Source organism: Pseudomonas sp. 15C (assembly GCF_055484735.1).
The window spans coordinates 276,080-295,860 of record NZ_JBUDGD010000002.1 but is presented as its reverse complement, the minus strand read 5'-3'; the positions used below and the strand labels follow the sequence as shown (position 1 = coordinate 295,860).

Genomic DNA, 19,781 nt, shown 5'->3' with positions numbered 1-19,781 from the left:
GGCCATCTCCTTCGCGATGAGCAATGTGTCTATTTAAAAGTGTCCACCATGTCTCCGAACATGTGTCTACCATGTGTCCGGTACATACAGGGAGAGGGCGGGGGGTGAGGGTAAGCTTTTGAACTAAACGCAAATCTCAACTTCGCCCAAATGTCCCCCATACGGCCCAAAACTGCGCTCAACCATCCGCCGCGTCCCATCCGCCTGCACCACCAGCGCCGTACTCGCCCGCGTCCCGTAACTCTGGCTGGCAATAAACACGCTCGACAACAGCGCTTCAGTCGCCATCCCCACCCCGGTATCCGGCAACTCGGCTTCGGGCGGCGTCTGCGCATCACTCAGTAATTCCAGCAACCGCTCGGGCTGCGGATCGTCCAGCACCGCGTTCAGTGCCGCTTTGGCCTTGAGCAGCTTCGGCCACGGCGTATCGAGCCCGGCGTTGGACAAGCCATAAACCCCTGGTGCGAGCATCACCGGCTCGGACGCCCGCGCATTGAAATGCCACAGCTCGTGACTATTGCCGAGCAGCAAGTTAAACCCGGCATATTCCCCGGCGCGGCCAACCACATCGCTCAAATAATCATCAATCGACGCATTGCCGCTGAGAAACCGCGCCACCAGTTCCCCGCGCGACTTCAGCGCCGGCGGCTGTTGCGGGTCGCGAATGTTGGTCAGCGCGGCAAAGCGCCCATTGGCGCCAATCCCCAGCCAGGTGCCGCCGGCTTCCAGGTCACGGCCGGCGTGGACCTCTGGCGACTCGGGCCACGACGCCAATGGCAGGCTCGGCCGGGCATAGAACTCGTCTCGGTTGGCCGCGACGATCAGCGGCTGGGCATGGCCCGGGCGCCAGGCAAATACGATCAGACACATAAGGTGGTCCTTGTGTGATTTTTGCTCACTCTACGCATCCGGCCTCCGTGCATCCATCGCCAGTGGAGCCAAAGGGTGTGCATCCGTTACCATGCCGCTCCTGTTTTGCGGATGCGGTCCGGGGAGACGCTCGTGGAATTTCTGCTCTATCTGGCGCTGGGCGCCTGTGCGGGCGTGCTGGCCGGGCTGTTTGGTGTCGGCGGCGGGATCATTATCGTCCCGGTGCTGGTGTTCAGTTTCACCCTGCAGGGTTTCGATCAGTCGATTCTCACCCATCTGGCGGTCGGCACGTCGCTGGCGACGATCATCTTCACCTCGGTCAATGCCGTGCGTGAGCATCACCGCCGGGGTGCGGTGCGCTGGCCGATATTCATGTGGATGACCGTCGGCATTCTGCTCGGCGCCGGTTTCGGTGCGCTGACGGCCGAGGCGATTTCCGGGCCGAACCTGCAGAAGATCATTGGAGTGTTCGCCCTGCTGGTCTCCGTGCAACTGGCGCTGGACGTCAAACCCAAGGCCAGCCGAACGGTGCCGGGTAAATTCGGTCTGACTGCGGCGGGTACGGTGATTGGCTGGGCCTCGGCGATTTTCGGTATTGGTGGCGGCTCGCTGACCGTGCCGTTTCTGACCTGGCGCAGCGTGCCGATGCAGCAGGCCGTGGCGACGTCATCGGCGTGTGGTCTGCCGATCGCTTTGGCCAGTGCGGCAAGTTTCATGATTCTGGGGTGGCACGATCCATTGTTGCCACCGCATAGTCTCGGTTTTGTGTATTTGCCGGCGTTGTTGGGCATTGCCCTGACCAGCATGGTCTTCGCCCGTCTCGGCGCGCGTCTGGCGCACAGGTTGTCGCCGCGCTTGCTGAAACGGCTGTTCGCCGCTTTGCTGTTCAGCGTCGGGTTGAGCTTCCTGCTGTAAAAATCCTGGCTTAATCCTGTGGTGGCAGCGTCGCCCGGGAATTCTGGTTTCACTCTTACGAGGAGTCGCAATGCTGCCTTACCCGCAGATCGACCCGGTGGCCCTGGCCATCGGTCCGCTGAAAATCCACTGGTACGGGCTGATGTACCTGATCGGCATCGGCGGTGCGTGGCTGCTGGCGTCGCGCCGGCTCAACCGTTTCGACCCGACCTGGACCAAGGAAAAACTTTCCGATCTGGTGTTCTGGCTATCGATGGGCGTGATTGTCGGCGGGCGGTTGGGTTATGTGCTGTTCTACGACTTGAGCGCTTATCTGGCCAACCCGACGCTGATTTTCGAAGTCTGGAAGGGCGGCATGTCGTTCCACGGCGGCTTCATCGGCGTAATGCTTGCGGCCCTGTGGTTCGGCAAGCGTAACGGCAAGTCGTTTTTCCAGTTGATGGACTTCGTCGCGCCGATGGTGCCGATCGGTCTGGGTGCCGGGCGTATCGGCAACTTCATCAACGCCGAGCTGTGGGGTAAGGCCACCGACGTGCCATGGGCGATGGTGTTCCCGCCGTTCAGCGACCCGGCGCAACTGCCGCGTCACCCATCGCAGCTGTATCAGTTCGCCCTCGAAGGCGTCGCACTGTTCCTGATTCTGTGGCTGTTCTCGCGCAAACCGCGGCCAACCATGGCGGTGTCGGGGATGTTCGCGCTGTTCTATGGGATCTTCCGTTTCATCGTCGAGTTCGTTCGCGTACCGGATGCCCAGCTGGGCTATCTGGCCTGGAACTGGCTGACCATGGGCCAGGTGCTGTGCGTGCCGATGATCGTCGGCGGGCTGTTCCTGATCTGGCTGGCCTATCGTCGCGCCCCGGCAGCGCCGCTCGCCCCGACGGCTTAAACTACGAACCCCGGCGCGCGACGCCGGGGCTCAAAGGACACAGGTAACTCATGAAGCAATATCTCGAACTGGTCTCGCACGTCATCCAGAACGGCACCAAACAGGCCAACCGCACCGGCATCAACACCATCAGTTTTCCGGGGGCGATGCTGCGTTTCGATCTGCAGGAAGGCTTCCCGGCGATCACCACGCGCAAAATGGCCTTCAAATCGGCGATCGGCGAGATGTGCGGCTTCCTCCGTGGTGTGAACAACGCTGCCGAGTTTCGTGCGCTGGGCTGCAAGGTCTGGGACCAGAATGCCAACGAAAACGCGCAGTGGCTGGCCAACCCGTTCCGTCAGGGCGACGACGACCTCGGTGAGATCTATGGCGTGCAATGGCGCAAGTGGCCGGCGTACAAGCAGATCCCGCTGAGCAACACCGCAGCCATCGAACAAACCCTGAACAACGGCTACAAGCAGATCGCCCAAGGCGAAGAAGACGGCCAGGCCTACGTGGTGCTGTACAAAGCCATCGACCAGGTGCGCCAGTGCGTCGACACGATCATCAAGGATCCGGGCAGCCGTCGCATTCTGTTCCACGGCTGGAACGTCGCTCAGCTCGATGAAATGGCCCTGCCGCCATGCCATCTGCTGTACCAGTTCCACCCGAATGTCGAGACCAAAGAGATTTCTCTGACGCTGTACATCCGTTCGAATGACCTGGGCCTGGGCACGCCGTTCAACCTCACCGAAGGCGCCGCGCTGCTGAGCCTGATCGGTCGCCTGACCGGCTACACGCCGCGCTGGTTCACCTATTTCATCGGTGATGCGCACGTCTACGAGAACCATCTGGACATGCTCAACGAACAGCTCAAGCGCGAGCCGTTCGCCATGCCGAAACTGAAAATCTCCGACCGCGTGCCGGAGTTTGCCAAGACTGGCGTGTACCAGCCGGAGTGGCTGGAGCTGGTCGAGCCGAGCGATTTCTCGCTGGAGGGCTACGAGCACCATGCGCCAATGACCGCGCCGATGGCGGTCTAAGCAACCACGCAATACCACTTGTAGGAGTGAGCCTGCTCGCGATGACGTCAGCACATCCAATAGCGATGTGACTGAACCACCGCTATCGCGAGCAGGCTCACTCCTACATTTCGATTTGCATAGGCTCAATGGCCGTGGCTACGGCCCACGTGGGAGTGTTCGACCTCGGTCGCAACAACCCCGCCACTCACCTCCAGCCGCTGCAAGATCCCGCATTGATCCGCCTCTGGTCCTTCGCCACAGCGTTGGCGCAGGTCGAGCAGTTGCGTCTGCAACGCCATCAACCCATCAATCCGCGCTTTCACATGCTGAATGTGCTCATCGATCAGCGCATTGACGCTTTCGCACTGATCCTGCGGGCTGTCGCGCAGGGCGAGCAGGCTGCGGATTTCTTCGAGGGTCATGTCGAGGGTGCGGCAGTTGCGGATGAAGGTCAGGCGTTCGGCGTGGGCCTGGGTGTAGACGCGGTAGTTGCCGTCGCTGCGGGCCGGTTCCGGCAGCAGGTTTTCGCGTTCGTAGTAGCGGATGGTTTCCACCGCGCAGTCGGTGAGTTTCGCCAGTTCGCCGATCTTCATGACAGCCATCTCCAAAAGGGTGCTTGACCCTATAGTGGCTACAGGGTCTTTACTTGGCAACAGGCACCTTCATGGACGCGACCAATGAGCGATTCCCAGCACACCCACCCTCACACCCACAAGCCGGGCGACGGGCACGATCACAGCCATAAATTGCAGCCTGTGCATCAACATGCGCATGGCGGCGATGCCTGCTGCGGGTCGAAAGCTGCGCCGGCCCCGGTTCATTCGCACGAAGATGCCTGCTGCTCGTCGAAAGCCGCTGCGCCTGCCTTGGTGCAACTGAGCGAAGCGACCAGCGCCGACGCGCGCCTGAGCAGCTTCCGCATCGAGGCGATGGACTGCCCGACCGAGCAGACGCTGATCCAGAACAAGCTGGGCAAACTGGCGGGCATCCAGCAGTTGGAATTCAACCTGATCAACCGCGTGCTCGGCGTCACCCACAACCTGGCGGACACGGCGCCGATCGTGGACGCGATCAAGTCGATTGGCATGCACGCCGAGCCGCTGGAGGCGGGCGTCGAAGCGCCGGCCCCGGCGCCGGTGAAAAAACACTGGTGGCCGCTGGCGCTGTCCGGTGTCGCGGCGCTGGCCGCCGAAGTCATCCACTTCAGCAACGCTGCGCCGACCTGGGTAGTGGCGATCATTGCACTGGTCTCAATCCTCAGCGGTGGCCTCGGCACCTATAAAAAGGGCTGGATCGCCCTGAAGAACCTTAACCTCAACATCAATGCGCTGATGAGCATCGCCGTGACCGGCGCGATCCTCATCGGCCAATGGCCGGAAGCGGCGATGGTGATGTTCCTCTTCACCGTTGCCGAACTGATCGAAGCACGTTCGCTGGACCGGGCGCGCAATGCGATCAGTGGCTTGATGCAGATGACCCCGGAACAAGCGACGGTCTTGCAGGCGGACGGAAGCTGGGCTGAACAAGAGGTGAAAAGCGCCGGACTGGGCGCCCGCGTGCGGGTGAAACCGGGCGAGCGCATCGCGCTGGACGGTGAGGTGGTCAGCGGCAGCTCGACGATTGATCAGGCACCGATCACCGGTGAAAGCCTGCCGGTGGAAAAGACCATTGGCGATAAAGTCTTCGCCGGCACCATCAACCAGGCCGGTTCGCTGGAATACACGGTCAGCGCAGCGGCGAACAACTCGACCCTGGCGCGGATCATCCACGCCGTCGAACAGGCTCAGGGTGCGCGTGCACCGACACAGCGTTTCGTCGACCAGTTCTCGAAAATCTATACCCCGGCGGTGTTCGTGTTTGCCCTGGCTGTGGCGATTATCCCGCCGCTGTTCATGGGCGCCGTGTGGTTCGACTGGATCTATCGCGCCCTGGTGCTGCTGGTCGTCGCGTGCCCGTGTGCGCTGGTGATTTCCACCCCGGTGACCATTGTCAGCGGCCTCGCCGCAGCGGCGCGCAAGGGCATTCTGGTCAAGGGCGGCGTGTACCTGGAGGGCGGTTTCAAGCTCGATTATCTGGCGCTGGATAAAACCGGAACGATCACCCACGGCAAACCGGTGCAGACCGATTACCTGTGCCTGGAAGCAACCGCCGAGAGCACCGCGCCGGCCATCGCCGCCGCCTTGGCCGGGCGCTCCGATCACCCGGTATCGCTGGCCATCGCCAATGCCGCTGTGGATAAAAACTCCGCCGCGCCGATTGTGGATAACTTCGAAGCGCTCGGCGGGCGCGGCGTCAAAGGCCAGATCAATGGACAGACCTACCACTTGGGCAACCATCGTCTGGTTGAAGAGCTGGGCCTGTGCTCGCCGCAACTGGAAGAGAAGCTGTTTGCACTGGAGAAACAGGGCAAGTCCGTGGTGCTGCTGCTCGACAGCTCTGGCCCGCTGGCGCTGTTCGCAGTGGCTGACACGGTCAAGGAAAGCAGCCGGGAGGCGATTCGTCAGTTGCATGAACTCGGGGTGAAAACCCTGATGCTCACCGGTGACAATGCACACACGGCCGAGGCGATTGCCGCGCAGGTCGGCATCGACGAAGCCCGAGGCGATCTGCTGCCGACCGACAAACTGCAAGCCATCGAAGCTCTGTACAAAAAGGGCCACCGGGTCGGCATGGTCGGCGACGGCATCAATGACGCGCCGGCACTGGCCCGCGCCGAGATCGGTTTCGCTATGGCCGCTGCCGGTACTGATACTGCGATCGAAACCGCCGATGTCGCGTTGATGGACGACGATCTGCGCAAGATCCCGGCGTTCATCAGCCTGTCGCGCAACACCGCCAGCATTCTGAAACAAAACATCGCGTTGGCCTTGGTGATCAAGGCTATCTTTCTTGGGGTAACCTTCGCCGGGCTCGCCACCATGTGGATGGCGGTGTTTGCCGACATGGGCGTGAGTCTGTTGGTGGTGTTCAACGGTTTGCGCCTGCTGCGCAAGTAAGTGACGAGGGTGGGTTGTGCTGAGTGCCGAGCTGAAAGCGTTTTACATGGTCGCCCGCCTGGGCAGCATCACGCTGGCGGCGAAGAAACTCGGCCTCAGCCAACCGACCGTGACCACGCAGATCCGCAATCTGGAAAGCCAGTATTCGGTGGAGCTGTTCTACCGCGGCGGCCGCCGTCTCAGCGTCAGCGACGAAGGCGCGCGTTTGCTGCCAATGGTCAAGACGCTGTTGCAGCAAGAGGCCGACATCGAGTTCTTTCTGCGCAACAGCGGTCAGGTGCAAGGCACCTTGCGCATCGCCGCGACGGCACCTTATTACATCCTCGATCTGGTGAAGACCTTTCGCGAACGCTTGCCGCAGGTGGAAGTGTCGGTGGAAATCGGCAACTCGCAGCAGGTCCTCGAAGCGCTGGAGGATTACCGGGTGGACATCGCCGCGTCATCGCAGTTGCTGGATGATGCGCGGCTGATTCGCCGGGTGCTCGGCACTGATCCGCTGGTGCTGGCCGTGCATCGCAACCATCCGCTGGCGACGCAGACGCATGTGGCGTTGGCGGCGCTGGCCGGTCACACCTTGTTGATGCGGGAATCCGGCTCGACCACGCGGCGCCTGACCGAAGAATTGCTGGCCAGCGCCGGCGTGAGTTTCGGGCCGCTGCTGGAGATCGGCAGCCGCGAGTCGATCCGCGAGGCGGTGCTGCGCAACATCGGCATCAGCATCATCGCCCGCCAGGAGGTGCCGCATGATCCGCAGCTGCGTGTGCTGACGATCGAGAATGCGCCGCAGATTCCCGAGTATCTGTATTGCCTCAAAGAGAGGAAGGGCGCGCGGTTGCCGGCGGCGTTTCTCGGCTTGGCCCAAGAGATGTCCCCCGCGTAATGATCGTTCCCACGCTCCGCGTGGGAATGCAGCCCGGGACGCTCTGCGTCCCAAAGGCCGAACGCGGAGCGTCCGTTGAGGCATTCCCACGCGGAGCGTGGGAACGATCGGCAGTGAACCAAAATCCCCGAATGTCACTATCGGCGGTTTTTGCCTCACTGCCACATGACGGACGCATTACAACCCTAGGATTGGCCTCATCCGTTTGATGAGGTCTGCCCATGAACCCTGCCATCGCAACTGCCCTGACCAACCCCGGTGCGCCGATGAAAGTGCGGAGCGTACAGAAGCGCTTCGGCGCGTTCACCGCGCTGGATAACGTCTCGCTCGATGTCGCCGCCGGTGAACTGGTCTGTCTGCTCGGCCCGTCGGGTTGTGGCAAGACCACGCTGCTGCGCTGCATCGCCGGGCTGGAAAAACAGGACAGCGGCGAGTTGTATCTGGGCGATCGCGACGTCTCGCACCTCGCCCCGCAAGCGCGTGACTACGGGATTCTGTTCCAGTCCTACGCGCTGTTCCCCAATCTGACCGTCGAAGCGAACATTGCCTACGGCCTCGCTGGCAGCGGTCGCGATGAAGTGCGTCGCCGTGTCGGGCAGATGCTCGAACTGGTCGGCCTCACCGGCAGCGAGAAAAAGTACCCCGGCCAGTTGTCCGGCGGCCAGCAACAGCGTGTTGCGCTGGCCCGCGCGCTGGCGCCGGCACCGTCACTGCTGTTGCTCGATGAGCCGATGTCGGCCCTCGACGCTCGCGTTCGTGAGCATCTGTGCACCGAGCTGCGCCAGCTGCAGCGCAACCTCGGCATCACCACCCTGATGGTCACGCACAACCAGGACGAAGCCATGCTGATGGCCGACCGCATCGCGGTGATGAACAACGGCCGCGTCGAGCAATACGCCACCCCGCAGGAAATCTACAACCGTCCGGCCACGCCGTTCGTGGCCGAGTTCGTCGGTCAGGGTAACTGGCTGCCGTTCCAGCGCAGCAGCGACAGCCACGCCCAGGTTGGCGGGATGAATCTGCGCCTGGCCGATGGCAGCGTGCAGAGCGCCTCGGGTCGATTGTTCTGCCGCCCGGAAGCGATCAACGTCAACCCGCCGGTGCACGAAGAAAACCTGTTCCCGGCCAAGGTCCGCGAGATCACCTTTCTCGGCAACCGCTGCCGCATGAGCTTCGAACTCGATCAATTGCCCGGCCATGCGCTGCTCGCCGAACTGGCACCGGAAGCGATGCCGCGTCTGGGTGCGCAGCAAATCATGGTCGCCTTGCCGCCGCGCAGCCTGCAGGTGTTTGCCTGATGAGCGCCGGGATTGCCTTGCCCTTGCCGACCAAGCAGGTACGGCAGACTTCCCGTGCCGAAATCGGCGATCGGATCTTTGTGCTCGGCGGCAAGGTCCTCTTGCTGCTGTTGCTTGGCGTCGCGGTCCTGCTGCCATTGCTGGCGATCTTCTGGCGCGGCTTCAGCAGCGAGGCCGGGCAGGGCGGTGGCTGGGTTGCGGCGCAGGAACTGCTGAGCAGCGCGAATTTCCACTGGCTGCTCGGCAACAGCCTGAAGGTTTCCCTGAGCGTCGCGGCCATCGTCGTACCGCTGGCCTACCTGTTTGCCTACGCCCTGCAACGCACGCTGATTCCAGGCAAAGGCATCTGGCGGGGGATCTCGTTGCTGCCGCTGATGGCGCCGTCGATGCTGCCGGGGATCGCGTTGGTCTATCTGTTCGGCAACCAGGGCATGTTGCGCGGGCTGCTCTCGGACAACATCTACGGATTCTGGGGCATCGTGCTCGGCGAGGTGATTTACACTTTCCCGCATGCGCTGATGATTTTGCTGTCGGCGTTGTCGCTGGCCGATGCGCGCCTGTTCGACGCCGCATCGAGCATGGGCGCCAGTCCGGCCAAGGCGTTTCGCAGCATCACCTGGCCGGCGACACGGCAGGCAGTGTTCGCCGCGTTCTGTCTGGTGTTCACCCTGACCATCACCGATTTCGGTGTGCCGGTGGTGGTCGGTGGCGACTATCAAGTGCTGGCGCTGGAGGCCTACAAAGCCGTGGTCGGCCAACAGCAGTTCGGGCGCGGCGCGTTGATCGGCATGGTGTTGCTGCTGCCGGCGCTGTTCAGTTTCGGGGTCGATGCCTGGCTGCGCCGTCGGCATGGCGACTCCATGAGCGGTCGCGCGCAGGTGTTCAAACCGACACCGTCGACCCTGCGCGACGGCTGCTATCTGGCGATTGTCGTGTTGATCAGCGCCGCTTTGATTCTGGTGTTCGGCATGGCGGTGTTCTCGTCCCTGGTGAAGTTTTGGCCATACAACCTGTCACTGTCGCTCAACCATTACCAGTTCAACGAGACCGCTGGCGGCGGCTGGCTGGCCTACGGCAACAGTTTGAAAATGGCATTGGGTACGGCGCTTATCGGCAGCGTGCTGATCTTCACCGGCGCTTATCTGATGGAGAAAACCCGCACCCAGCGCGGCTTGAACCTCACGCTACGCATGCTCAGCTTCGTGCCGATGGCCGTGCCGGGACTGGTGCTTGGCCTGGGTTACGTTTTCTTCTTCAACCTCAGCGGCAACCCGCTGCACGTGCTGTACGGGACGATGACGCTGCTGATCGTCTGCACCATTGCGCACTATCTGACCACCGCACAAATGACCGCGACCACCGCGCTGCGCCAGCTCGACGCTGAGTTCGAAGCGGCGGCGCTGTCGCTGAAAGCGCCGCTGTATCGGCATTACTTGCGCGTGACCGTGCCGATCTGCCTGCCGGCGCTGCTGGACATCGTGCGCTACCTGTTCGTCTCGGCGATGACCACGGTGTCGGCGGCGATCTTCCTCTACAGCCCCGACACCATCCTCGCCGCGGTGGCGGTGCTGAACATGGATGACGCCGGCAACGTCGGCGGTGCGGCGGCGATGTCGACCCTGATTCTGTTCACCTCGGCGGGCGTGTCCTTGCTGCTGGCGTGGGCTTCGCGCGGCTTGCTGCGCCGTTCCCAGGCCTGGCGGCAAACCGCGCCCGGTCACTGATTCCAACCCCGTTCAACTCATCACAGGAAAACGATCATGTTCAAGCCTATGGCCCTGGCCGCTGCTGTGCTCGCCTCTTTCAGCCTGAATGCCTTCGCGGCGAAAACCGAGTTGACGGTGTACACCGCCCTCGAAGCCGAGCAACTGAAGTCCTACAAGGAAGCGTTCGAGAAAGCCAACCCCGACGTCGAGATCAAATGGGTGCGTGACTCCACCGGGATCATCACCGCCAAACTCCTCGCCGAAAAAGCGCGACCGCAGGCTGACGCGGTGTGGGGCCTGGCCGCTTCCAGCCTGGCGATCCTCGATCAGCAAGGCATGCTGCAAAGCTACGCGCCGAAGGATCTCGGCAAGATCGGCGCGAACTACCGCGACGCTGCCAACCCGCCGGCGTGGGTCGGCATGGACGTCTGGGCGGCGACCATTTGCTTCAACACCGTCGAGGCCGAAAAGCAGGGTTTGACCAAGCCAGTGAGCTGGCAGGACCTGACCAAGCCTGAGTACAAGGGCAAGATCGTCATGCCCAACCCGGCGTCGTCCGGCACCGGTTTCCTCGACGTCAGCGCTTGGCTGCAGACCTTCGGCGAGAAGCAGGGCTGGGCCTATATGGACGGCCTGCACCAGAACATCGGCCAGTACGTTCACTCCGGTTCCAAGCCGTGCAAACTGGCGGCGGCGGGGGAATTCCCGATTGGTATTTCCTTTGAATACCCGGCCGTTCAGCTCAAGCGCCAGGGCGCGCCGCTGGACATCATCCTGCCGAAGGAAGGCCTGGGCTGGGAGATCGAAGCGACAGCGGTAATCAAAGGCACGCCGCACGAAGAGGCGGCGAAGAAACTCGCCGATTTCTCTGCCAGTGCCGAGGCGATGGATTTGTATAAAGAGAACTTCGCCGTGCTCGCCCAGCCGGGGATCGCCAAGCCGCAGACCGAACTGCCCGCCGATTACGAGCAGCGTCTGATCAAGAACGACTTCGCCTGGGCCTCGAAGAATCGCGACGAGATCCTGACCGAATGGCGCAAGCGCTATGACGGCAAGTCCGAGAAAGTGGCGGCCAAGTAAGATCTTTATCGACTGACAGGGCCTCATCGCTGGCAAGCCAGCTCCCACAGGGTTTTGCGGTGGACACGTAATTTGTGAACACCTCGATACTTGTGGGAGCTGGCTTGCCAGCGATTACGGTCGCGCATTCAGAGTACCTCTTAATGACACACCCCAAAGACCTGCTCATCGTCGGCGCCGGCATCCTCGGCCTGTCCCACGCCTACGCCGCGGCCAAGCGCGGCCTTAAGGTCGCCGTATTCGAACGCACCGCCACGCCACTCGGCGCCTCGGTGCGCAACTTCGGCCAGGCGCTCGTGACCGGCCAGCCGCCCGGCACCATGCTCGAACTGGCCAAGGCCAGTCGCGAGATCTGGGGCGACTGGGCGCAACTCGCCGGCTTGCAGATCAAGCGCAACGGCTCTTACCTGTTTGCCCGCAGCGAAGCCGAAGATCAGCTGCTCGAAGCGTTCTGCGCCGGTCGTGCGCAGGAGCACGACTACAACGTCGAGCTGCTGCGCGGTGCCGCATTGCGTGATCTGTACGGCGGTCAATTCAGCCATCACCGCGCCGCGCTGCATGGCAGGGATGATCAACAGTTGTACTCACGCGAAGCGATTCCGGCGCTGATCGACTACCTGCGCCGCGACCTCGGTGTCGAATTCCACTTCTCCACCCTGGTACGCGACGTTGAGCCAGGGCGGTTGCACAGTACCGCCGGCAGTTTTACCGCGCCGCAGATCATCGTCTGCTCCGGCCACGATTATCAGACCTTGCTCGCCGAGCCGATTGCCGCGCTCGAACCGCAAATCTGCCGCCTGCAAATGCTCCGCGCCAAACCGCACACGGAACTGAACCTGCAACACGCCTTGCTTACCGGTCTGAGTTGCGTGCACTACGGCGCCTTCGCCGATCTGCCCGAAGCGGCGGCGGTGCAGGCGCAGATCCTGCGCGAGCAACCGCACCTGCATGACAACGGCATCCACCTGCTGATCAGCCCGACGCCGTATGGCGAACTGATCATTGGCGACTCGCACCATTACGGCAGCGATCCGTTGCCGTTCAACGCCGAGCAAGTGGATAACTGGATGCTCGAACTGGCCGAGCAGACCCTCGGTTGCAAGGTGCAAGTGGTCGAGCGCTGGCAGGGCGTCTATGGTTCTCGCGGGCCGGGTCCGTTTTCATTGCTGCGCCCGGCACCGGGCTTGAGCGTGGCGCTGATGCACACCGGCGTCGGCATGAGCGTCGGCCCGGCCATGGCCGAGCGCAACATTGCGCAGTGGCTGGAGGAGGCATGAATCCGGAGCAAGTTGTGGCGCGGGTGTTCGGCTTGTATGAACGTTTCGGCGCCAGTGATTACATCGGCGAACCAGTGTCGCAGCTTGAACACATGTCGCAGGCAGCCGAGCTGGCCATGGCTGAGGGCTGCGATGATGAAGTGGTGCTCGCGGCGTTCTTTCACGACATCGGCCATTTGTGTGCCGAGGGTGCGCAGAACATGGGCGGTTATGGCGTCGTCAGCCATGAGCGGCTGGGTGCGGATTATCTGCGTGAGGCGGGTTTCAGCGAACGGCTGGCGCGGCTGGTGGAGTATCACGTTCAGGCCAAGCGTTATCTGACGCTGCGTGAACCGGGGTATTTCGAGCGCTTGAGTGAAGCGAGTCGGCGTACGTTGGGGTATCAGGGCGGGGTGATGACGGAGGCCGAGGCGGATGTGTTTGCGCGGGATCCGTTGTGTGCGGTCAGCCTGCGGATGCGCCAGTGGGATGAATTGGCGAAGGAGGTGGCGGTGCCTGTGGTGGATCTTGAGTTTTTGAAGCGCAAGGCCGTGACGTTGTTGGCAGCCATGTGATTGCTGCCCTCACCCCAGCCCTCTCCCGGAGGGAGAGGGGGCTGACCGAGATGTTCTTTGGTCATACAACGGGCTGAGGTATCGAGTCGAACTCAGATTATGAAAAGCACAAAAATCGGCTCCCTTTCCCCCTCGCCCCCTTGGGGGAGAGGGCTGGGGTGAGGGGGTAGCGATCTAAAGCTCAAGCACCTTACCGACCAGCGCCTCAACCTGCTCCTGCCTTTCGGCCTGATTCAGCTTCGGATGCGGATTGAGCGACGACCACTGCGGATGCGCCCGCGCCTTGTTCAAGGCTTCCGGCAACTTGCCTTCGCGCCAGGTTTTATCCACAGGTGTTGCAACCTGAACCGCGTCCATCGCCGCATGCCCACGCTGATCCAGCGCCAGTACCAGTTGCCGCTGCCGCAACGCCAACAGCCGCACCACGCCGTCATCCACGGTCAATTCCCGCTGACCCTTGATCTTGCCGAGCAAACGGCTGCCATAACCGCGCGCCGTTTGCAGTGCGCCGCCGGCGATCGCCCCGGCCAGCGCCGCTGCGCCGAGGGTGATGCCGCCGACCAGCAGATCGACGCCGGCCCCGGCGGCCGCGCCTGCCGCGATCCCGCCGCCGACCCGTACGCCGAGCTGTTTCAGGGTTTCCGGGTTGAACAGGTCATCGCCCCAACGGCCGTCGAGCAACGGCAAATCACTGGCTGCCGCGTCCTGCGGACGGAATGCGTAGAGCTTGAGCAACGCCTCGACGCATTTCTGCTCACGCTGACGGACCGCCTTGCGCAGTTCGCTGATTGCCTGCTGTTCCTGCTCGGCCTCGCTGACCACGCTGCGTCGGCAGGCGGCGCAGTCGATCAATAACTCGGCAATCAAGCGTGCGGCGCTCTGCTGGCGGGCGACGCGCTGGGCCTGTTGATCGGCGATCAATCTCTCGAGTTGCGGGCGGGCGGTTTCCAGCAGCAGCGCCAGGCTTTCATACAAGCGCCGCTCGCCATCTTCCGGCGGCGCCACGCTGTCGAAACGCACCAGCGCATGCAGACCCAAGCGTGCCAGCGCTTCACGCCAATCGGGTTCGCGATGGTTGGCGCTGCTGACGAAATTCAATACCGGCAGCAGCGGTTTTCCGCAACTGGCGAGCACTTCCAGTTCGTCGCGGTACTTGGCCAATACCGGTTCGCGGGCGTCGATCACGTAAAGGCCGGCGTCGGAAGCGAGCAGTTGTCGCAGCACCTTGGCTTCCTGCTCGAAGCGCTGGCGCGCCTCGCTGCCATCGAGGAACCGCGCCAACCGCGCCGGGCCGTCGAGGCGTTCGCCGGGGCGCTCCAGGCGTTCGAGAAAATCCAGCAGGGCGATCGCATCTTCCAGCCCCGGCGTGTCGTAGAGATCGAGCAGCGGCTCGCCGTCCACCGACAACCGTGCGCCTTCGACATGTCGTGTGGTGCTCGGGCGATGGGAGACTTCGCCGAAGCCGACATCGCGGGTCAGCGTGCGCAGCAGGGAGGTCTTGCCGACGTTGGTGTGGCCGACCACCGCGAGTTTCAGCGGCGCTTTGCGCAGATCAATCATGGCCCGTCTCCAGCCAGTTCAGCGGCGCGCAATCGGCGAAAGGTAGTTCCAGCTGTTGCAGGGCGACATGCCAGTCACCCAAGCGATCGGCATCCAGTGCTTCGCCGGGCGGCGCCTGCAGCAGCCAGACGCGGGTGGCGCCGGCATTGCGCGCCAGTTCGGCGATCAGCGCGAGGCTGCCGCGATCCGGCGAGCGCCGTGGATCACAGGCAATCGCCAGGCGTGCCGGGGGAAAACGGCTGAGTTGTTCGAGCAGTTTGTGCCGCGATTCGCGGCTGTCGAGGATGCCGGCGTTGCTGACGCTTTTCGGTAACGCGGGCGGCCATGGGCGTTGTTCGTCAAGTTCGATGGCGACCAGCAGCGCGCCTTCGCTGGCGAGTTCGCCGACGCTGCTGTCGACGCGGTGCAGTTGCGCAGGCGCAGGGTCGTTGACGCCGAGGCGTTCGCTGGTCGGCATCAACCGCTCGCGCAATTGCGCGTAGCCGGGCAGATTGAGGTCCAGACGCAGCGCGGCTTTGCCGCTGTTCCAGCGCCACCAGCAAAGCAGCGCGAGCAGCAAGCGCGGCAGCACGCCGTAAACCACCAGCACCCCGACCAGCCAGGTCGCCCAGGCCTGCCGGGCACTTTCGATATCCAGCGCCGCGTCGCCGCTGGCGCGAATCATCTCGACTGTCGGCACATTGAAGCCGAGCAGCGCCGGCAGGCTGCCCAACGTCCGGGTCAGGTGGATAAACGTTTCTGCGCTGAGAATCGTGGTTTCCCAGACGAAGCCGTAGCGTCGGGTGGCCATCAGCATCAGCAGGACGACCAAGGCACTGAGCATGGCCAGCAACCACAAACCATTGACCAGCGTGCCGAGTGCCCAGCGATTGAGTTTGCGGCGTTGCAGCAGCAACAGCAGTGCCGGCGCCAGTTGCGCAGCTTTGGCGTCACGGGCGAGTTTTTCGCTGAGCCAGAGCCACACGCGGCCCAGCGTCGCGCCGTGTTCGCCGGCAAACACCAGGCCCAGCGCCCAGCTCAGCAGCAGAATCAGGTTCAGACCGAGCAGGCTGCCCAAGGCCCAGAATACGTTGACCGGGGTTTGCCCCAGCGCGGCGAAGGCCAGCCCGGCACCGCTCAATACCGCGAAAATGCTCAGCAGCACCCACGCCAGGCGAGCGCCTTGCAGCCAGTGCTTGAGTGCCGGCGTCAGCCCGTCGCGGTCGGCCAGCCAGCGCGCCCGGCGCTGAATGCGGCTCGGCAGATCGCCGCCAGCGGTGCGCGCCAGACGATTGGCTTCCAGGTCATCCAGGGGGCCTGCGTATTCTTCGCGCAGGCGGATGGTTTCGGTAAGCCAGAGGTTTTGCAGTGGAGTCAGTTCAGTCACGCGGCGTCCCGTCGCTTAAATGAGCGTTGAGCATAACCGCTGTGGCGCTTATCGGGGTAAGCGCGGCTCTGGTATCCTCGCCGGCATGACTAAATCACTGCCCCTCAGCCTGATCGCAGCGCTCGGTGAAAACCACGTGATCGGCGTCGACAACAGCATGCCCTGGCACCTGCCGGGGGACTTCAAATACTTCAAGGCCATGACCCTCGGCAAGCCGATCATCATGGGCCGCAAGACCTGGGATTCGCTCGGCCGACCGCTGCCGGGGCGCTTGAACCTCGTCGTCAGCCGCCAGACCGATTTGTCGCTCGAAGGCGCCGAAGTGTATCCATCGCTGGACACCGCCGTCGCTCGCGCCGAAGAATGGGCGAAAGAGCAAGGCGTCGATGAGTTGATGCTGATTGGCGGCGCGCAGTTGTATGCGCAAGGGCTGGCCCAAGCGGATCGTCTGTACCTGACCCGCGTCGCGCTGAGCCCGGAAGGGGATGCGTGGTTTCCGGAGTTTGATTTGAGCCAGTGGACACTGGTGTCGAACGTTCCGAACGCGGCTGAGGGCGACAAACCCGCGTACAACTTCGAAATTTGGGAGAAGGCTTAAGAGCATCGCGAGCAGGCTCACTCCTACAGGGGGAACGCATTCCAAATGTAGGAGTGAGCCTGCTCGCGATAGTGGTCTGTCAGGCGCTAATCAAGCCTGAGCGAGTTCCGCATGCTCATCGGCATCCAGCAGCTCTTTATCGGTCTGCTGCATCACCTGACTGGTAATCGCACCCGCGGTGATCGAACCACTGACATTCAACGCCGTACGGCCCATGTCGATCAACGGCTCAACCGAAATCAGCAGCGCCACCAGCGACACCGGCAAACCCATCGCCGGCAGCACGATCAGTGCGGCGAAAGTCGCGCCGCCGCCGACACCGGCCACGCCCGCCGAACTCAAGGTCACAATCGCCACCAGCGTCGCGATCCACAGCGGGTCGAGCGGGTTGATGCCCACGGTCGGTGCAACCATGACTGCCAGCATGGCTGGGTAGAGGCCGGCGCAACCGTTCTGGCCGATGGTCGCGCCGAAAGATGCGGCAAAACTCGCCACTGACGATGGAATGCCCAGGCGCCGGGTCTGCGCTTCGATGCTCAGCGGAATGGTCGCTGCGCTCGAACGGCTGGTGAACGCGAAGGTCAGCACCGGCCAGATCTTGCGGAAGAAACGCAGCGGGTTGATCCCGGCCGCCGATACCAGCACGCCGTGGACCACGAACATCAGGCCCAGACCCAGATACGACACCACGACAAAACTGCCGAGCTTGATGATGTCCTGCAGGTTGGAGCCAGCGACCACTTTGGTCATCAGCGCCAGCACGCCGTACGGGGTCAGTTTCATCACCAGCCGCACCAGACGCATCACCCAGGCTTGCAGGGTGTCGATGGCGTTGATCACTTTCTGACCTTTCTCGACGTCATCCTTGAGCAGTTGCAGGGCAGCCACGCCGAGGAACGCGGCGAAAATCACCACGCTGATGATCGAGGTCGGCTTGGCTCGCGCCAGGTCGGCGAACGGGTTCTGCGGAATGAACGACAGCAGCAGTTGCGGCACATTCAAGTCGGCGACCTTGCCGGCGTAGTCGTTCTGAATGGTTTGCAGACGGGCCATTTCCTGAGTGCCGGCGACCAGTCCCTCGGCGGTGAGGCCGAACAGATTGGTCAGGCCGATGCCGATCAGCGCGGCAATCGCCGTGGTGAACAGCAGCGTGCCGATGGTCAGGAAGCTGATCTTGCCCAGCGACGAAGCGTTGTGCAGACGCGCCACCGCGCTGAGGATCGAGGCGAACACCAGTGGGATGACGATCATCTGCAGCAACTGCACGTAGCCGTTGCCGACCAGATCGAACCAGCCGATCGAGGCTTTCAGTACCGGATTGCCGGCACCGTAAATCGTGTGCAGCGCCACGCCGAACGCCACGCCGAGCACCAGCGCCAGCAGGACTTTTTTCGCCAGGCTCCAGGTGGTGTGACGGGTTTGCGCCAGACCGACGAGCAGGGCGAGGAACACCAGCAGGTTGAGAATCAACGGTAGATTCATGAGGACTCCAGAAAAGACTTTGCCAACAGCCGTCCGGGGCTGCTGCGAACCGGCAAGCCTAACAGCTTGATTTGCAATGATTTAATACCGAAATGGCTGGGGGGCCGTCGTTTTTGGAATAAGCCCGTGTCGTTGCCGGCGATGTTTCTGGCGCGATACGGACGCGTGCGGTCGCAGACAGGCGGGGGTTGTCACACTTATTTGTTAGCGTCGAACTCTTTCGATCGGGGAGTAGCGCTATGAGAATTGCACGCACGTTGTGGGCGGTCGCACTGGCGGCGGGCCTGGCTGGTCAGGCCTTGGCCACGGACCTCAAGCACTGGCCGGCGGATCAGGCCAAGGCGCTGGACGCGATGATCGCGGCCAATGCCAATAAGGGTAACTACGCGGTGTTCGACATGGACAACACCAGTTACCGCTACGACCTCGAAGAATCCTTGCTGCCGTTCATGGAAAACAAGGGCCTGATCACCCGCGACAAACTTGACCCGTCGCTGAAACTGATGCCGTTCAAGGACACCGCCGAGCACAAGGAAAGCCTGTTCAGTTACTACTACCGCCTCTGCGAAGTCGACGACATGGTCTGCTATCCGTGGGTGGCGCAAGTGTTCTCCGGTTTCACTCTCAAGGAACTCAAGGGCTACGTCGATGAGCTGATGGCTTCGGGCAAACCGGTGCCGGCGACCTATTACGAAGGCGATGTGGTGAAGACACTCGACGTCAACCCGCCGAAGATCTTCACCGGCCAGCAAGAGCTGTACAACAAGCTGATGGAAAACGGCATCGAGGTTTACGTGATGACCGCTGCCTCTGAGGAACTGGTGCGCATGGTCGCGGCGGATCCGAAGTACGGCTACAACGTCAAACCGCAGAACGTCATTGGCGTCAGCCTGCTGCTGAAAAACCGCGAGACGCAAGAACTGACTACTGCGCGCAAGCAGATCACAGCGGGCAAGTATGACGAGAAGGCCAACCTCGGCCTGGAGCTGACGCCGTACCTGTGGACCCCGGCAACTTGGATGGCCGGCAAGCACGCGGCGATCCTCACCTACATCGATGAATGGAAAAAACCGGTACTGGTCGGCGGCGACACCCCGACCAGCGACGGCTACATGCTGTTCCACGATGTCGACGTGGCCAAGGGCGGCATCCACTTGTGGATCAACCGCAAGGACAAGTACATGACGCAAATCAACGGCATGATGGCCAAGCACGCCGCGGCGCAGGCCAAAGAAGGGTTGCCGGTGACGGCGGATAAAAACTGGGTGATCGTCAAGCCTGAAGATATTCAGTAAGCCCGGGTTGCTCC

Annotated in this window: 17 protein-coding genes; 12 read left to right on the top strand and 5 right to left on the bottom strand. The window is 62.5% G+C overall.

Annotated features, from left to right (window positions below):
- Window positions 1–123 precede the first annotated feature (123 nt).
- Window positions 124–870: an NRDE family protein gene (locus ACYYKW_RS02795; protein ID WP_093097367.1), complete on the bottom strand. Its 747-nt coding sequence runs from the start codon at window positions 868–870 to the stop codon at window positions 124–126.
- A 132-nt stretch (window positions 871–1,002) separates the two neighbouring features.
- On the opposite strand from ACYYKW_RS02795, the gene ACYYKW_RS02790 reads away from it, so the two are divergent.
- The 3 genes from ACYYKW_RS02790 (at window position 1,003) to ACYYKW_RS02780 (ending at window position 3,693) form a co-directional block, all read left to right on the top strand.
- Window positions 1,003–1,785: a sulfite exporter TauE/SafE family protein gene (locus ACYYKW_RS02790; RefSeq protein ID WP_093097369.1), complete on the top strand. Its 783-nt coding sequence runs from the start codon at window positions 1,003–1,005 to the stop codon at window positions 1,783–1,785.
- A gap of 70 nt (window positions 1,786–1,855) precedes the next feature.
- Window positions 1,856–2,671 carry a prolipoprotein diacylglyceryl transferase gene (gene lgt, locus ACYYKW_RS02785; RefSeq protein ID WP_090287239.1) on the top strand — a complete coding sequence of 272 codons (816 nt, stop codon included), beginning with the start codon at window positions 1,856–1,858 and terminating at the stop codon, window positions 2,669–2,671.
- A gap of 50 nt (window positions 2,672–2,721) precedes the next feature.
- Window positions 2,722–3,693 carry a thymidylate synthase gene (locus tag ACYYKW_RS02780; RefSeq protein ID WP_093097371.1) on the top strand — a complete coding sequence of 324 codons (972 nt, stop codon included), beginning with the start codon at window positions 2,722–2,724 and terminating at the stop codon, window positions 3,691–3,693.
- A gap of 125 nt (window positions 3,694–3,818) precedes the next feature.
- On the opposite strand, the gene cadR is transcribed toward ACYYKW_RS02780, so the two are convergent.
- The gene (cadR, locus tag ACYYKW_RS02775) at window positions 3,819–4,268 is read right to left on the bottom strand and encodes a Cd(II)/Pb(II)-responsive transcriptional regulator (RefSeq protein WP_093097372.1); all 450 of its coding nucleotides are present in this window, start codon (window positions 4,266–4,268) and stop codon (window positions 3,819–3,821) included.
- Window positions 4,269–4,352: 84 nt separating this feature from the next.
- Here cadR and ACYYKW_RS02770 point away from each other — a divergent pair, with 84 nt between their 5' ends.
- The 7 genes from ACYYKW_RS02770 to ACYYKW_RS02740 all read left to right on the top strand — a co-directional run bounded on the left by ACYYKW_RS02770 (window position 4,353) and on the right by ACYYKW_RS02740 (window position 13,466).
- Window positions 4,353–6,671 (top strand): heavy metal translocating P-type ATPase, encoded by a 2,319-nt coding sequence (locus ACYYKW_RS02770; protein ID WP_464989354.1) that lies wholly within the window; start codon window positions 4,353–4,355, stop codon window positions 6,669–6,671.
- A gap of 16 nt (window positions 6,672–6,687) precedes the next feature.
- On the top strand, window positions 6,688–7,551 hold the full coding sequence (locus tag ACYYKW_RS02765) for a LysR family transcriptional regulator (RefSeq protein WP_336356924.1): 864 nt from the start codon (window positions 6,688–6,690) through the stop codon (window positions 7,549–7,551).
- Between the two features lie 221 nt (window positions 7,552–7,772).
- Window positions 7,773–8,849: a putative 2-aminoethylphosphonate ABC transporter ATP-binding protein gene (locus tag ACYYKW_RS02760; RefSeq protein WP_093097379.1), complete on the top strand. Its 1,077-nt coding sequence runs from the start codon at window positions 7,773–7,775 to the stop codon at window positions 8,847–8,849.
- Window positions 8,849–10,573: a putative 2-aminoethylphosphonate ABC transporter permease subunit gene (locus tag ACYYKW_RS02755; RefSeq protein WP_464989353.1), complete on the top strand. Its 1,725-nt coding sequence runs from the start codon at window positions 8,849–8,851 to the stop codon at window positions 10,571–10,573. The genes ACYYKW_RS02760 and ACYYKW_RS02755 overlap by 1 nt, the downstream gene beginning before the upstream one ends.
- A gap of 36 nt (window positions 10,574–10,609) precedes the next feature.
- On the top strand, window positions 10,610–11,635 hold the full coding sequence (locus ACYYKW_RS02750) for a putative 2-aminoethylphosphonate ABC transporter substrate-binding protein (protein WP_093097383.1): 1,026 nt from the start codon (window positions 10,610–10,612) through the stop codon (window positions 11,633–11,635).
- A 143-nt stretch (window positions 11,636–11,778) separates the two neighbouring features.
- Window positions 11,779–12,912 (top strand): TIGR03364 family FAD-dependent oxidoreductase, encoded by a 1,134-nt coding sequence (locus ACYYKW_RS02745; protein ID WP_464989352.1) that lies wholly within the window; start codon window positions 11,779–11,781, stop codon window positions 12,910–12,912.
- A complete protein-coding gene (locus ACYYKW_RS02740; protein WP_464989351.1) occupies window positions 12,909–13,466 on the top strand; it encodes a phosphonate degradation HD-domain oxygenase in 558 nt (185 codons plus the stop codon). Before ACYYKW_RS02745 ends, ACYYKW_RS02740 begins: the two co-directional genes overlap by 4 nt.
- A 174-nt stretch (window positions 13,467–13,640) precedes the next feature.
- Here the strand turns inward: ACYYKW_RS02740 and ACYYKW_RS02735 are convergent, their stop codons facing one another.
- Window positions 13,641–15,026: a GTPase/DUF3482 domain-containing protein gene (locus ACYYKW_RS02735; protein ID WP_464989350.1), complete on the bottom strand. Its 1,386-nt coding sequence runs from the start codon at window positions 15,024–15,026 to the stop codon at window positions 13,641–13,643.
- Entirely contained in the window at window positions 15,019–16,392 is a 1,374-nt protein-coding gene (locus ACYYKW_RS02730; protein WP_464989349.1) for a DUF2868 domain-containing protein, read from the bottom strand. The genes ACYYKW_RS02735 and ACYYKW_RS02730 overlap by 8 nt, the downstream gene beginning before the upstream one ends.
- A gap of 85 nt (window positions 16,393–16,477) precedes the next feature.
- Here ACYYKW_RS02730 and ACYYKW_RS02725 point away from each other — a divergent pair, with 85 nt between their 5' ends.
- Window positions 16,478–16,990, top strand: a complete 513-nt coding sequence (locus ACYYKW_RS02725) for a dihydrofolate reductase (protein ID WP_464989348.1) — start codon at window positions 16,478–16,480, stop codon at window positions 16,988–16,990.
- A gap of 90 nt (window positions 16,991–17,080) precedes the next feature.
- Here the strand turns inward: ACYYKW_RS02725 and ACYYKW_RS02720 are convergent, their stop codons facing one another.
- On the bottom strand, window positions 17,081–18,472 hold the full coding sequence (locus tag ACYYKW_RS02720; protein WP_090287212.1) for an L-cystine transporter: 1,392 nt from the start codon (window positions 18,470–18,472) through the stop codon (window positions 17,081–17,083).
- Window positions 18,473–18,711: 239 nt separating this feature from the next.
- Here ACYYKW_RS02720 and ACYYKW_RS02715 point away from each other — a divergent pair, with 239 nt between their 5' ends.
- Window positions 18,712–19,767 carry a haloacid dehalogenase-like hydrolase gene (locus tag ACYYKW_RS02715; protein ID WP_464989347.1) on the top strand — a complete coding sequence of 352 codons (1,056 nt, stop codon included), beginning with the start codon at window positions 18,712–18,714 and terminating at the stop codon, window positions 19,765–19,767.
- Window positions 19,768–19,781 lie beyond the last annotated feature (14 nt).